The following is a 12975-nucleotide window of genomic DNA, read 5'->3' on the forward strand; positions in this document are numbered from 1 at the left end:
TCAGTCAAGCAGATCGTCCTTCTCATCGCCGTCGTCGCCAGTCGCAACTTTCGATGCGTCCGCAGGCGTTGCGCCCATCTGGCCAAGCATCTGACGCAGCAAGTTCATCGCTTGCACGCCAACTTCTTGCCCAGCCATGATGCGGCCCTGAATATTGGCCGCCATTCCGACTAGCGTGCGGTGTGACTGGTTCAGCCATGGAAGTTCTTTTTCAAACAGCTTCCATGCCGCCTTGGCTTTGAGCTCCGGCGTATCCTTCAACCATGCTGGAGGATTGCCGAGTGGGCCATCGGCCTTGGCATCGATTCGGTTTTTAAAGCGCTGCGGGTTTTTCTTATCGCTTGCCTCGACTGCCGCCTTGGCGCGAGGCGTTCTTGGCCTCGCCATGGCATAAATCCTTCACAGGGGTCATATTTTGAATTGTGGATGCGTGCGCTGTGGACCCTCGCCGTTCCGGCGCTTTCGGCCTTCGTCGACTTTTTGATGCCCCCCTGGGGTCAAACCGGCCACCCGTCGGCCCCGAAGGTCACGATGTCCTGACCTCGCTCCAAACGCTGCTTTGTTCGGTCGTGACACGTCTTGCAAAGTGACTGGAGGTTGCCTGCATCCCAGAAAAGGAACTCGTCTCCCTTATGAGCGATGACATGATCACAAACCGTCGCCGGTTCGACGTCACCTACCCGTAAGCAGAACACGCACAGCGGTTGCTCGGTCAGCTGTCGTTCGCGCATTCGCTGCCATCGGGCAGTTTTATAGAGGCGGATCCACGTGCGCTGTGTCATGGGCCGGCCTCCGAGAAAGCAACCAACTTGGGTGCGCGTAAGACAGAGGCGTCGCTGGTCTTGTTTGGTTGCGGCAGGTCGGATTCGAACCGACGATCTTCTGGTTATGAACCAGACGAGCTGACCACTTCTCCACTCCGCATTCAATTGGTCAGGGAACCGACAACGAAAATCGACGTTCCTTTCACAGGAGGAACGATCATGTCAGTTAGATTTCAAATCGCAGCTATGCTGAGTATCGTTGTGAATGCTGTTGTGTTCGGCGTTGGCGCCATAACCGTTCTATCGGTTCCCGCACTCGCTGATAACGCAGCGATGCTGCTTCCGATTGCTGTGGCCATCAGCTTAATTGCCAGCCCACCTATCGCATGGTGGCTCGCACCACGTTTACGTAATCGCTACTGGCAACAGCGCAAGCTCGCTAATTGATCGGCGGGGAGCCCTTTAAATAAGCTCAACCCGCCGTATCCCGTCTGCCGGAGGAGATACGGCGCCGGGGATTTGAATGGATTGGCAAGCGCAATGCAGGCGTGCACTGCCTATGTCTGCGAGCCAATGACTGCAGGGGATTGCGCTTGCTTTTCAGATTGACGACAGCGCAGGTGACGCATGGCAAAGCCAGTGGGGTCGGCATGCTTTCTACTGTCGTCGGGTAGTTACCCGAAGCTCAGAGACTGCACCTGACTGCAGCATGTCTTCGGGTCCGTCGCCATTGCGCACGGAACAGTGCGGGGCAACCGCTATGCGGTTGAACCCCTTCACTATACTCTCCGTGAGATCGTATAATCGGAACTTACGCTGCATACTTTTTAATTGCTGCTGCCAGATTATCGTTTGCGGCTAACAATTCCCGACGTCCTCGCTTCCGTGCGCCGCGATCACTTCCACCGGGCGACACACTGGTAAAGTTCTTCGCTGTCATCGCAGCGTCAAGGATGTCTCGATCCCTATCTTTCAAATCCTGCAATGCATCAAACCAAACGTTGCGCTCGATCATTGCTGACAGCGTATCTTCCCAAGCCTCTCCTCCGCCTCCTGCACAGGTTGTCTTTCGCATACCAAGGAAGCTATCGGCTATCTTTGGCGATCCACACGGCAACCCCTTCGGATATCGGGTGTAGGTTACCTTCGACATGTCAGTGTTCGCGTAAGCTTCAGCTAATGTCTGCGCTGACTGTTCTGCTGTGAAACTCTGACCATTGCGACGCTTCTTCGAAGGAATGTAACGGGATGGTTGAGTATCCAGAGTAGCTGCGAAATAGTGATTGCTGTCCACTATGTGCCTTGGGTCAGCGCCACCACCTGACTGAACGTCCGTTTTGTCACGAGATCCAAGCATTGAACCTGTCGGCATCCGGATGTCTGCCTGAATGACGTCGCCGTCGATTCCTAGCACATAACCGACCTCTGTCTGGTTGCCGTCGCTGAATCGTAGTCGTCCAATCCTTACTATCTGGTCACGGTCGTTTGTTTTCACTTCACCGGTTGCAACACTATCCATGATGGCTTGCACCGATGGAGTGACGAGCCGTTTACGCTCGAACCCCATGTCAGCGACTTCTTCAGGATCATTGTCATTCGCAGCCGGTGTAACAGACCAGTTAGTCTGCAGCGGCTCGAATTCTTCTTCAGGACGATTGCGGTAGGCCATAAGCGCTTTGAGTTGTTCAGCAATAGATCCGTGACGCGTTGTCTTGCTCATGCTTCACCTCGTGCTTTGGCTAGGGCTGATTCCGCTTTGTGCATCATCTCGCGGTGTGCGGCAGGCGCATCTCCATCCACATCCATTCCATATTTCTTCATTGCGGCGGTCAGTTCTTCAACCGCCTCATAAAGCTCTGGTGCTGCGGCGATTAGATGGGCGTTGGCGTCAGATACGCCATTGATCGTGTCATTCACCGCTTGATCAGTAGGAACATACCCTTCAGCGATTGCAGCATTCATTCCGAGCTTCCAGATGTGCCTGATCACTTCGAAAGACCACGGCCCCGGCGTAAACTTTGTATCGGCCATCACGCGGCCTCCCTTTGTTCGCTAGCTTCCAGCAGCCAGCCTTTAACCAGCCTCACTGCCTGCTCTGCTGCATCGTCCTCGGTGACTGCCCTGACGACCACAACAGGAAAGCCAAGAGCATCAAGCAACGGATGGCGGGTTATCTGGCTTGGTTCGAGCTTGGCCTTGCCGACCTTGTTTTCAATCTGCCGCAGCACACCACCGTAGAGATAGATCCGGACGTCTGCTTCTCCCGGTGTCAGACCTGCTGCTAACGCTTCAGCTCTCGCCGTAGGGCCGCGCTTGGCTGCGTTCTGATCTCCGGCCAGTGTGAATGTTCCCGGTCGAACGTCCCGCGCTGTGTGTACGTATTCTGGCAGTTTACGCAGGCTGCGGACTTGTGCAGCTTGCAGTTCCCATTCCAGAGGCAGGGCTGCTTTTGTCGTCACCTTGCCATCACGTGTCGTAATGATCGTTCTGATGCCATTAATGCGGACGGTTTGCTTTGTGGCTTTTGGCTTCGCTGCAGGTTGGGAATTGAGCTTGCTTGGTTCAGGCTTGCTGGATGACGCGCCTTTCAGCGCACGCCTTCGTGTCATGGTCTCTCCTCGTGTTCATGGTGCGTCAGCTTGGTGGGCTGACAATTCACATCATGGTGGGAGTGACACGTCGGTCAAGCGTCGACCGGCATAATTTCAACCGACCTCAAATCAGGTTGCATTTTTCAATCAGGAAATTTTCTAAAAAGTGCGTAGTTCTCAAACGCATAGAACTACGCGCTGCGCGCTTTGTGCGTAAGTTTCTATATAAGAACTCTTACGCACTAAAAGCAGCGTGCTTTTGCGCAAGTCTTTTTAGGTTTTTTGAGACTTACGCAACAAGACTTACGCGTTACCTATGGTTGTAATTCGATTGTGACAGTGGGTTGTATCAAAGGCCGTATTTAAAAGTCTTGAATCGTGCGAAGCATATTTAAAACAGGATCTAATTTGAGCGCGACAATCTTCTCTCCGCCCAAAACCGTTTCGATGAGATCTGCCAACCTTCTAAGTATTGCAATCTCATCGCGCGATATTACCGTAAGGAGGGCTTCGCCAGATTCAGTTAAAAGAAAGATGGGCAAGCATGGTATATCATCAAACTTTACTAGCACTCTCGAATTCGAATAGTCCGGCACGCAGTTTGCATTAAACCCTATCGCATAGTCACCAAACGTCACAACCCAAAGGTCTGGTCCTGTTCCATTAGATATTTTTGTGAACTTGCGGATTTGCTCGGTATGATCCACTGTCAAACCAAAATTAGCCAACTTCAAACGCTCAGAATAATGAATTTCGCGAAGGCACCCTAATATAATACAGCTACCAATACCTGCAGAACTAACTTCTTCAAACAATTTTGCTACATAACTATCCAGTTCATCGACAGCCCGCATGACCTTCCTGCTAAATGTTCCAGGTTTACGGATCTCTCCTGCCAGAACTCTGCCCCATCGATGTTGCAAGTCTTCCGTGCTTGCGTCTCCAGCCATCTTTTCAAAACGATCTAAAAATTCTTCGCTGAGCACGTCAGGCCCGGAATGATCGTCTGGTTGTTCACTCTGTTCTTTCAAATCAATTATTGCTTCGCGAACAACTGCATCCTTGTTTGCCTGCGCACGCAGAACCTTATCATAATGCTGTGCAATTGCCCTGTCTTGAAGAGATTCATCACAAGACAATCTCTCAATACCAAGTTTGGCGACTTGTTTAATTAGCGCAACTTCACCCTCTGTCTGCGCTCTTCGTCTTTCTGCTATTCCTTCGAAATAAGAAGCACCTAAATCCGCGACACTTCCGCAAAGACGATCAATACCCGATGCAAGTCTGCTTCTAACGGACGCTTTTACACCAGTCTCGGTTATTTGCCCTGAAAAGGTAATATCTTTATCAAGATGATCTTTCTTTGACATATCGCCACCTCCGCATAACAGGAAACTGGAGCGATTCTCCACAAGATATCAATATTAAGTGTAAGCGGTGGTTGATCCTTCGAATGATTCTAAACCTACATTTGGATTCGAGTAACAAAAAAGCGCCCCGTAGGGCGCTCTCTTCACATCGCTCGCACAAACGTCGTCGCCCTGCGCTGAACAGGGTCCCGGTCTTCCACCTTCATTAAGAAGCCCTCCGCGAACAGCGCCTTGGTGATCATCCCGACACGCTTCTTGTCTGTCTCTTCGTCGACGTCCAGCTGCAACGCATACGCAACGGCACGCCCTACCCAATCTTTGGCCTGCGGCGCCGGCTTATACATGCCACCGTTCACAACACCACGGATTGCGTCGCGTTCGTCCTCGGTCAATGTCTCAGCCACTTCCTCGCTTGTCGGCCATGCCCATGACGTGACGACCGGCGCATGATCTTGAGGCTTGGTCAGGCCCTGCCCGTTCCCCAGCGCGACACTTTCCAATTTTCGCCAGTCAGCCTTGTGCGACAGTGCCGACAAGTTCGATTTGCCATAGACCACGCTGAAATATGAAAATCGCGCTTCGTGTGTAAGGCCGGCCTCACTCGCCTGAGCTTCCGACATGCGGTTGAGCACACGAACAGAGCGCGCGGCCCCGATCAGGGATACAGCACCGCGTGCATCTTCAACGGTCGCCTCACGATCGCTCACCTTTCGCAGATGGTGCACGATATCGATTGAGCAGTTCGTCCGGTCAGCGACCTGCGCCCAAAGCTTGGCCACCTTGTCGATTGCGCCGTTGTCGTTTTCATTGACCTGGTGCGTCGACACGAACGGGTCAACAATCATCACGTCGATACCAAGCTCCGAAATCGTTTCAACAACAGCTTCAACGACGGGCTCCTGAATCCGCACGCCTTTCTTGTCGTCGATCGCAATGACCAATTCCTGTTCGCGTCCTGTGTCTAGGAACAGATGCCCATCGATATCAGCTGGCTTCAGATTGAAATGAATACAGGCGGCCATGATGCGACGCTCGAGTTCGTCACGCGGATCTTCGGCATTGAAAAGCCAGACCTTGAGACGCTTCGGAGGTTTCGTGCCATTGAGCGCTTTACCCGACGCCATGGCGAGTGCTTCGACGATGCTGTTCGCAGTTTTGCCTAGACCACCCGGCGCAACTGTCACCGAAACATACTTGCGGATGAAGTGCTTACCGAATGCAAACTCGCGCCGTGGCAGTGTCGCCGGGTCTTTCCAAACAAACGGCGTTGCGATAATCGCACGTTTATTTTCAGTTGTTTGTTCGCCATTGCTAATATTCTCATCGAAGTTAGCAACTGACTCTGCAATAACGTCCGTGCGCGCCTCTGCTTTCGCCAATCCATTCGCAATCATGCGGCTGATATCCACCAGACGTGTGTTGTCGTTATCATTCTGCGGCACGCTGCGTGGGCTGCGTGCACCAGCAGCAAGGCCGTTGTCGATCGTCTTAACGCAGCGCGGCCAATCACGCCCCCAGCCCCGGGCTACGTCCTGCAGCAGAGCGCGCGCTTCGGACTCAGCCAGAGCACCTGCCCCGACAAATGTACCCAAACGAAACGAGGCGTCGTTCAAACGGTTGTTGCGGTTGCCCATCGGTTCAAGCGCAAGATCGTCCAGCTCGGATTGAACTGCACGCTCGACATAGCGGTCGTTGATCTTGCCACTCACAGATGGCGATGCTGTGTATGTGCTCTCATATGAGCGGGGCAACACAAGCTCAAGCAACCAGTCTGGCGCGTCGACCGGCTCTTGCTCCGCGCCCCAGCGATAAGGCAAGCCAATCTCCGGCACGCTACCGGCTGCAATGACATAACCTCCGTCACCGCGCACATCGACGCCGGAGCCAAGCGCGCCGCGGTTGCGAACACCCTGACGATGACGAAAGAAGTAGTGACGGCCGCCGCTCGTGGTTTCTGCGGTCAGTGTTGCAGGCAGCGCGCCGTGTGCGGCCTCCAGCGCTGCAAGTGTTTCGTCGCCACCGTGTTTCGGATCGATGTCAAGAACCCATGCGCCAATAGGTGCACCTGTCGGCACCCCGATCATAGCGGATGGATTGCGGCGCCAGTATTCGCGAACGATGCGCTCATTCAGCGTCGCTCCACGGAACCCGTTTGATGTCAAAGGCGTTTTAGTAGCGAGGATTTCAATACAACCGTCCTGATCGACATATTCATCGTCGCGATGGCGGCAAGGAAACACTGGCCAGTTTTGCGCCTGATACGACAGGGCGACGTCTAGCATTGGGTCGGTATCTGCAATTGCAGGCTGCATCTGTAAATGGTGCATGTGAACTCCTGAAGGAGGAAACTATGGCTGAGAATGGGTATGCAGCACGACACGAGGCCGACGGCAGCTGGTCAGTGATCGATGTGTTCAAAGGAGAACCCATCACATTCAAAGGCCATCTTCAGACAAATCTGTCCGAAGAAGAGGCCAATGAAGCGATTGTTCAACTTTGTCGAAAATACATGGAACGACACCACGAAGGTGGCAGTGGTCGACTGCCTTAAGCGGCTTTGGCAAACGGGCTGTTGTCGTTGACGGCCACTAACTCGGTTTCGAGATACGCTTCGATGAAGGCTTGCGCGGCTGGCGCAACGATTGCATTGCCGTAACCGCGCAGGCGTCCCACTCGGGCGGCAGACCCATGAGCCAGCGGGAATGTGCCGGGTTCAACTGGCCGCCACTTTCCATCCCGGCAGTGGAGCCAGTCAGCATCTGTCCAGAGGCCGTTAGTCGGGCCGGGCCTGCCATTGCCACCATTTGAGGCAAGCTGCTGCCCGTCATGTTTGCCGTTATTCCCGTTCCCGCTCGCGATCCGTCCGATGCTGAGGCTGTTGTCCATCCTGCCATTGCTGCAAAATCCTGCAGACGCTGCTGGTTCTTCGTGCCGTTCTCGCGTTTCATTACCACGGGACGTGCTTCGCGGTCGTTGCTGCAGCTCGTCGTCGGCCAGCCTGATGTCGACGCTGCATCCGCCAAGTTCAGGCCGAAACCCTTCGCCTGCCGCACTTCCGGCGCCTCCCCTTTGCCGTTGTTCGATACTGTTGGCGTCGGCCAGCCGGTCAGCATCGCGAAGTCGTTCAGATCGTTCGATCTGTCCGGGTTCATAGCCCTCGCTGCCTGACCGCCGCCCGACCCGTCGGATGCCTGGGCTGTAGGCCACCCAGTAGAGTCGCTGTCTGATGTGCGGCGCACCGAAGCCCGCAGCGCAGGTATCGACCGCCCCGCTGGCGTAGCCCGATCCTTCCAGGTCAGCTTGTACAAGGTCGAGCCAGCCGAGTCCGTCCTTGCTCGCAACCTGTTCACCAAAGACGACTGCAGGTCGGCAGTTTTGAATAAGCCAGTGGAAGTGCGGCCATAAGTGCCGCTCGTCAGCAAACCCATCTCCTTTGCCTGCTGCGCTGAAAGGCTGGCAGGGGCAGGAACCTGTCCAGACAGGACGGTCGTCGGGCCACCCTGCTCGGCGCAATGCGTAGGACCAGACGCCGATCCCGGCAAAGAAGTGGCATTGTGTGTATCCGACGAGGTCGGCAGGTCGAATATCGACAATTGAACGCTCATCAACATCTCCCGGGGCTATGTGTCCTGCCTTGATTAGCTCCCGCAGCCAAGCGGCAGCTTTCGGATCGAATTCGTTGTAGTAGGCGGTCAAAACGGCGCCTCCTTCAAAGCTTCCCGCATCCCTCGCCCGCAGCCTTCCCATGCGGCTTTCACCAGCATGCGCGCTTCGAGCTCGTCACAGTCAGCAAGGTCGGTTTTGCCTATGGAGCCAAGGAAGGCCCCGACTGACTCAACGCCGGTATCAAGAGCGCGCAGTTCGTAAGGGTCCAGCCTGCGGCGGGATCGGATATGCTCGGCAATATCTGCGCATTCCTTGCATAGCCAGCGGATCGGTTCTTTGTGTTCCTGCACGCCGAGACCAACGGCGTGGCGGGAGCAGATGTGGCAGATGTCGTCAGGCTGCATTTGCAGCCCCAACGTTGTCGTTATCTCCAAAGAGGCTCGGCACTTCACCGACCGCCGCGGCATCACCTAGATTTTTCACTGCCTGTTTGAAGTAGTTGGGATTTAATTCTGTGCCGAGAAAGCGGCGGTTGTTTTGCAGAGAAACGTATCCCTCAGATCCAATGCCCATAAACGGCGAAAAGACGGTGTCACCTGCATTGGACCACATTCGCAGTGCGCGCTTTGTGATGTTTAGAGGCATGGGGCAAAGGTGTTTTTCGTCCTTGTCTGATCGAGCTACCTTAACGTTCAGAACATCAGTCTCGGGCAAATCTTGCTTGCTAAAGTTCCATACTGGCGACGCATGATCCTGCCAGTCTGTAACTGGAAAACTCTCTTTGGTGTGGGTGACGGGCTTAACTTCTTCGCCATCCTTCGCCCACTTCCGAAAAACCAGCAGATACTCAGGCATACCCATGCGACTAAACGTGCTGTCAGCTCGAAGTGTCTTCCAGAGAAGCCCATGCGCTTTAGTTTTTTGCATTTCCCGCACTGGATCGCGCCAGATTGTAATACGCGAATGAAAATCCCAACCTTCCTCAATATGAAGGCGGGTACAGTCATCTGAAAAAGGACGCAAACCTGCTGTGCCACGTTCACTGCTATTCTGGTAATAGACCAGATCTTTGACGTGGATTGCGGTTAGGCGCCCCGGCCGTGTCACACGGAGCTTTTCACGCACCAAGTAACGGTACTGCTCAAAGAACTCGTCGTCAGTCGCACAGTTTCCCATGTCTGCCACGCTCTCCGAATAGATGTAGAGCGAAGAGAACGGCGGGGAGTAAACACTGAAATCTACCGACGCATCAGGCAAACCCTGCGTGAATGGCACGCAGTCTGCATTGTAAGCCGCCCATTTATCGCCGGCTGCTTGGTCTAGAACATAGGTCATGCTAAAGCTCCCTTCACCCAATCGGGCAAGTTTACAGGCGTGGTTGGCTGATAGTTGATCTTAACTTGGCGTTTCTGGTGAACTCGACGCATCGCTGCGTACATCTCGCGCTTCATTTGCTCGTGATCGCCGCTCTTGCGATTGATTGTGTCCCAGATCGCTCGCTCGGTATCTGCTAGCGCAATGTGCACATGAACTGGTCGTTTCTGCCCAAATCTGTAGCAGCGACGCACAGCCTGGTAATATGCCTCGTAGCTGAACGACAGTCCGACAAATGCCATTCGAGCGCAGTGCTGCCAATTTAAGCCAAAACCAGCGATTGACGGTTTACTGACGATTACGCGGATATTTCCTTCGCTAAAACCAACCAATCGATCTTCTTTTACCTTGTCGGTCATCGATCCCCGAACCTCGACAGCATCGGGAATACGGCTAGTCAAAGCATCAGCTTCATAATCAGTGTCGCACCACACAACCCAAGGCTCGGAGCGCTCTGAATTCACCTGCTCAGCTATTGCCTCAGCTCTGGCGTTGGCGGTTAGGCGCTTTTCTTTATGAATGGCTGCTGCGCTCGTATCGGGAATGCGAAACAGCAATTCCCCCGCGTCGACACTCAGGTCGGCCCTGATTTCGTGTCGAAATGTCTCCAAAGGCGGCAATCCGAAACCATCGTCGGAATAACCAAGATCTGACGGCTTAGAAATGCATCTGGCCCAGCTCGCAACCCAACTCCAGTATGGTTTTACGGCGTGTCCCTTGAGACGATATCGGCCCATATTCGTTTGATCGGCGATAAACCATCGAGTTAACATCTCGTTTGAATTCATCACGCCCAAGAATTGCGAATGCTGGCCTAACTCCATGTGGTCATTTGGAGCGGGCGTTGCGGTACATGCCAAACGAAATGGCGTGTCTTTCCACATCGCAATCATTTTGCGGGTTGTTTGGCCGGTGAAATTCTTGATGACGCTGGACTCATCAAGCACCACACCAGCAAACTCGCTTGGGTCAAAATGATCTATTTTTGCGTAATTCGTGACGTTGATGCCCGGTCCAACATCATCTTGAGAGCGAACAACGCGCGCGTCTTCGTATCCGAATTTCTGCGCTTCTCGAACATGCTGCGGTGCAACGGCGAGCGGCGCGAGCATCAAAACAGGCTTTCCGACCTGCTCCGAGACGACTCTCGCCCATTCTAATGCGACAAAGCTTTTCCCAAGCCCTGTATCAAGGAACGCGGCACCTCCGCCTACACCGAGTAGAAACTCGGTTACGTCACGCTGATAAGCAAACATGCCTTCGTGTAGCGACGGAATAGACGAAAGCCCGCGCAGTGGCGCGTCGGCGCTTTTACGCGCCAACAACTCTGCGTAAGACATATTCTCTCCTCGTGTGTGGTAACCCGCCAGTTGGTGGCTGGCGGGAGTTGATGGTTTTACCAGTTGCGTCCGAATACCAGCAGTCGAGCGCAGTGCCATGAAAAGGCGAAAGATATAGTCGCGCAAATAACAAACAGGATCGGAAATGGAACTCCTTTTTCTGTAAGGAAAATACCCACATACAGAAGCACTACCGGCAAGGAAAACAACGCTATAGCGTAAGTAATTACCTTCACGATACTGCCCTTTCTTCTTTGCCTCGCTGCCGGTCAGCAATCATGTCTGGAAACCAGTCGCTGTAGGCGGCGACGTTCATCCGTCCATCTGCGGCCGAATTCCAGCCGCAGGCGCATTCGTATTCGTCATCGATGTACAGTCCGACACCTACATCAACGCATTCGGCCTCGGCGGTGCCGCCACATTCTAGGCACCTCATGAATTGGTCGCCGTAGTTGGTCATCTTGCACCATCGAAAAAGTGGAGAACCAAACCGCCGCCTCCCAAGATTGCGGTAGAAATATAGGATGCCCGCGACTTATTAGGGGCTGGATTGCCAGTCCCGACAACGAATAACTTCCGTGATACTTTTGGAGCGTCTGGACAACAGCGATACCAGACTTGCAGAGATTTACTGTCTTTGAACTGCTCAGCTACAGTCAATATTTCAGAACCTGAAGGGAGCGAGAGGTCAACTGAATCATCGTCACGAATTTCAGAGAGATGAAACGTTTTTTTGAAGACGGTTGTAGCCATCACCTCGCCACCCTCTCTTCCCTTACCGTAAAGCCAGGCACCTGACGCATACCGGCGCGCACGGTTTCTTCCGCCATTGCCTGCACAACAGCTTTGAAACGCTCTGGCGAACGGCCATATGCCCAATCAAGCGCGACGCCCTCGTCAACCAGATCGCAATGCCAGACTGAACGAAGGCCTGTGCCAGTAGTAGCTGCCTTATCTTCTCGCTTCGCCCAACGGTCAGCTCGTTTGGCTTCCTTGACCAGTTCTTCTGCCTGCTCACGGGCTTCCAGATTGCCAGCGCTAGCCTGCATGGCTTCCTGCGCCTCGCGGATTACGCGGTCGGCTTCCTCTCGCGCCGCAAGTGCTGCGGCTTCCTTTTCGGCGGCAACCTTATTGCGCCATGGTGTCAGAAGACCTTGCAGCACTTCCTTGCCGAGAACGACCTTGCCCTTGCCTGATGTCTTGGTGTTGCCGATCAGCTTGTTGTAGCGCGTCTGGATTTCAGCCTTGGCATCATCATGCGGTTTGGCTTCGTCTTTGCGAACCTCATCGGCACGCTTTCCAGCATCATTCAACTTGTCGTGCAGTTCGGTCACGGCGTCAGCAAGCGCCTGATTGTCGATGGCTTCGCCGTCCGCGAAATTTTTCGCCTCATCGAACAGGTCTTCGATTTCCTGCTTGATCTCTTCATATGCAGAGGTCGGCGGGTTGTTGTCGCCCATCCCTCTTGCAGTGTACGGATCGTATGTTTCTGTGTCTGGATTTTTCATTTTTGCTCCTCGTGTGGTTGGCTGGTAAGGCCGGGTAATGGTCATTGTGGTCGGGTCGTCAGTCGGTGCAACAGCTATTCTGCAAAAAAATTCACGTCCCTCCAACTTTTAGCAAGCACATTTATAATCATACAAATCTTGTTGGTTTATGTACTTTGCGGTACTTATTGCTTTACTAAACCAATACTGCTAAACGGTCCTCGTCTGGGAGGATAAGACCGCCTGCGCGCGCTTCGGCGCTGCCGGGCGGTTTTCCATTTTTAGGGCCATGCATTCGATGCATAACTGATGTGCGACATTGCCCATTGTAATCATCACACCAGTTACCTATCTTCGGGTTGTTCGGTCTCACTCCTCCTCCCAGAGACTGAACCCGAAGCGTGGCACTCCTCCTCCCTTTAGCCGCGCTTTCAAGATCAGCC

16 protein-coding genes and 1 tRNA gene are annotated in these 12975 nt (G+C 53.8%); 2 read left to right on the forward strand and 15 right to left on the reverse strand.

Annotation, left to right across the window (positions count from 1 at the left end; translation table 11 throughout):
• The 3 genes from J2782_RS03680 to J2782_RS03690 form a co-directional block, all read right to left on the reverse strand.
• Entirely contained in the window at positions 1-387 is a 387-nt protein-coding gene (locus J2782_RS03680; RefSeq protein ID WP_310010221.1) for a hypothetical protein, read from the reverse strand.
• Between the two features lie 110 nt (positions 388-497).
• Positions 498-782, reverse strand: coding sequence for an HNH endonuclease (locus tag J2782_RS03685; RefSeq protein ID WP_310010222.1), 285 nt, complete (start codon positions 780-782; stop codon positions 498-500).
• 65 nt (positions 783-847) lie between these two features.
• Positions 848-924 (reverse strand) — tRNA-Met (locus J2782_RS03690).
• A 59-nt stretch (positions 925-983) separates the two neighbouring features.
• Here J2782_RS03690 and J2782_RS03695 point away from each other — a divergent pair.
• Positions 984-1211, forward strand: a complete 228-nt coding sequence (locus J2782_RS03695) for a hypothetical protein (RefSeq protein WP_310010223.1) — start codon at positions 984-986, stop codon at positions 1209-1211.
• A gap of 364 nt (positions 1212-1575) precedes the next feature.
• Here J2782_RS03695 and J2782_RS03700 read toward each other — a convergent pair whose 3' ends face one another.
• The 5 genes from J2782_RS03700 to J2782_RS03720 all read right to left on the reverse strand — a co-directional run bounded on the left by J2782_RS03700 (position 1576) and on the right by J2782_RS03720 (position 7052).
• A complete protein-coding gene (locus J2782_RS03700) occupies positions 1576-2484 on the reverse strand; it encodes a hypothetical protein (RefSeq protein WP_310010224.1) in 909 nt (302 codons plus the stop codon).
• Positions 2481-2795, reverse strand: a complete 315-nt coding sequence (locus J2782_RS03705) for a hypothetical protein (protein ID WP_310010225.1) — start codon at positions 2793-2795, stop codon at positions 2481-2483. Before J2782_RS03705 ends, J2782_RS03700 begins: the two co-directional genes overlap by 4 nt.
• A complete protein-coding gene (locus J2782_RS03710; protein ID WP_310010226.1) occupies positions 2795-3373 on the reverse strand; it encodes a VRR-NUC domain-containing protein in 579 nt (192 codons plus the stop codon). Before J2782_RS03710 ends, J2782_RS03705 begins: the two co-directional genes overlap by 1 nt.
• 344 nt (positions 3374-3717) lie before the next feature.
• Complete coding sequence (locus tag J2782_RS03715; RefSeq protein WP_310010227.1) at positions 3718-4725, reverse strand: DUF2806 domain-containing protein; 1008 nt, start codon at positions 4723-4725, stop codon at positions 3718-3720.
• A gap of 143 nt (positions 4726-4868) precedes the next feature.
• Positions 4869-7052, reverse strand: coding sequence for a bifunctional DNA primase/polymerase (locus J2782_RS03720; protein WP_310010228.1), 2184 nt, complete (start codon positions 7050-7052; stop codon positions 4869-4871).
• Positions 7053-7075: 23 nt separating this feature from the next.
• On the opposite strand from J2782_RS03720, the gene J2782_RS03725 reads away from it, so the two are divergent.
• A complete protein-coding gene (locus tag J2782_RS03725) occupies positions 7076-7276 on the forward strand; it encodes a hypothetical protein (protein WP_113499204.1) in 201 nt (66 codons plus the stop codon).
• Here J2782_RS03725 and J2782_RS03730 read toward each other — a convergent pair.
• The 7 genes from J2782_RS03730 to J2782_RS03760 are packed head-to-tail and all read right to left on the reverse strand — an operon-like array spanning position 7273 to position 12553.
• The gene (locus J2782_RS03730; protein WP_310010229.1) at positions 7273-8421 is read right to left on the reverse strand and encodes a DNA cytosine methyltransferase; all 1149 of its coding nucleotides are present in this window, start codon (positions 8419-8421) and stop codon (positions 7273-7275) included. The genes J2782_RS03725 and J2782_RS03730 overlap by 4 nt on opposite strands.
• A complete protein-coding gene (locus J2782_RS03735; protein ID WP_310010230.1) occupies positions 8418-8735 on the reverse strand; it encodes a DUF6511 domain-containing protein in 318 nt (105 codons plus the stop codon). Before J2782_RS03735 ends, J2782_RS03730 begins: the two co-directional genes overlap by 4 nt.
• Positions 8725-9666, reverse strand: a complete 942-nt coding sequence (locus tag J2782_RS03740) for a DNA-methyltransferase (protein ID WP_310010232.1) — start codon at positions 9664-9666, stop codon at positions 8725-8727. Before J2782_RS03740 ends, J2782_RS03735 begins: the two co-directional genes overlap by 11 nt.
• On the reverse strand, positions 9663-11321 hold the full coding sequence (locus J2782_RS03745) for a helicase-related protein (protein WP_310010233.1): 1659 nt from the start codon (positions 11319-11321) through the stop codon (positions 9663-9665). The genes J2782_RS03740 and J2782_RS03745 overlap by 4 nt, the downstream gene beginning before the upstream one ends.
• Positions 11278-11505: a hypothetical protein gene (locus J2782_RS03750; protein WP_310010234.1), complete on the reverse strand. Its 228-nt coding sequence runs from the start codon at positions 11503-11505 to the stop codon at positions 11278-11280. The genes J2782_RS03745 and J2782_RS03750 overlap by 44 nt, the downstream gene beginning before the upstream one ends.
• Positions 11502-11798, reverse strand: a complete 297-nt coding sequence (locus J2782_RS03755) for a DUF7352 domain-containing protein (RefSeq protein WP_310010235.1) — start codon at positions 11796-11798, stop codon at positions 11502-11504. The genes J2782_RS03750 and J2782_RS03755 overlap by 4 nt, the downstream gene beginning before the upstream one ends.
• The gene (locus tag J2782_RS03760) at positions 11798-12553 is read right to left on the reverse strand and encodes a hypothetical protein (RefSeq protein ID WP_310010236.1); all 756 of its coding nucleotides are present in this window, start codon (positions 12551-12553) and stop codon (positions 11798-11800) included. The genes J2782_RS03755 and J2782_RS03760 overlap by 1 nt, the downstream gene beginning before the upstream one ends.
• Positions 12554-12975 lie beyond the last annotated feature (422 nt).

This window comes from Brucella pseudogrignonensis (assembly GCF_031454375.1).
GTDB classification, from domain to species: domain Bacteria; phylum Pseudomonadota; class Alphaproteobacteria; order Rhizobiales; family Rhizobiaceae; genus Brucella; species Brucella pseudogrignonensis_A.

What these genes read in the sequence shown, in the direction of transcription:
- J2782_RS03695 (WP_310010223.1), top strand. Translation starts at nt 984, where the DNA reads ATGTCAGTTAGATTTCAAATCGCAGCTATGCTGAGTATCGTTGTGAAT.
- J2782_RS03720 (WP_310010228.1), bottom strand. Translation starts at nt 7,052, where the DNA reads ATGCACCATTTACAGATGCAGCCTGCAATTGCAGATACCGACCCAATG.
- J2782_RS03710 (WP_310010226.1), bottom strand. Translation starts at nt 3,373, where the DNA reads ATGACACGAAGGCGTGCGCTGAAAGGCGCGTCATCCAGCAAGCCTGAA.
- J2782_RS03685 (WP_310010222.1), bottom strand. Translation starts at nt 782, where the DNA reads ATGACACAGCGCACGTGGATCCGCCTCTATAAAACTGCCCGATGGCAG.
- J2782_RS03700 (WP_310010224.1), bottom strand. Translation starts at nt 2,484, where the DNA reads ATGAGCAAGACAACGCGTCACGGATCTATTGCTGAACAACTCAAAGCG.
- J2782_RS03740 (WP_310010232.1), bottom strand. Translation starts at nt 9,666, where the DNA reads ATGACCTATGTTCTAGACCAAGCAGCCGGCGATAAATGGGCGGCTTAC.
- J2782_RS03705 (WP_310010225.1), bottom strand. Translation starts at nt 2,795, where the DNA reads ATGGCCGATACAAAGTTTACGCCGGGGCCGTGGTCTTTCGAAGTGATC.
- J2782_RS03760 (WP_310010236.1), bottom strand. Translation starts at nt 12,553, where the DNA reads ATGAAAAATCCAGACACAGAAACATACGATCCGTACACTGCAAGAGGG.
- J2782_RS03735 (WP_310010230.1), bottom strand. Translation starts at nt 8,735, where the DNA reads ATGCAGCCTGACGACATCTGCCACATCTGCTCCCGCCACGCCGTTGGT.
- J2782_RS03680 (WP_310010221.1), bottom strand. Translation starts at nt 387, where the DNA reads ATGGCGAGGCCAAGAACGCCTCGCGCCAAGGCGGCAGTCGAGGCAAGC.
- J2782_RS03715 (WP_310010227.1), bottom strand. Translation starts at nt 4,725, where the DNA reads ATGTCAAAGAAAGATCATCTTGATAAAGATATTACCTTTTCAGGGCAA.
- J2782_RS03750 (WP_310010234.1), bottom strand. Translation starts at nt 11,505, where the DNA reads ATGACCAACTACGGCGACCAATTCATGAGGTGCCTAGAATGTGGCGGC.
- J2782_RS03725 (WP_113499204.1), top strand. Translation starts at nt 7,076, where the DNA reads ATGGCTGAGAATGGGTATGCAGCACGACACGAGGCCGACGGCAGCTGG.
- J2782_RS03755 (WP_310010235.1), bottom strand. Translation starts at nt 11,798, where the DNA reads ATGGCTACAACCGTCTTCAAAAAAACGTTTCATCTCTCTGAAATTCGT.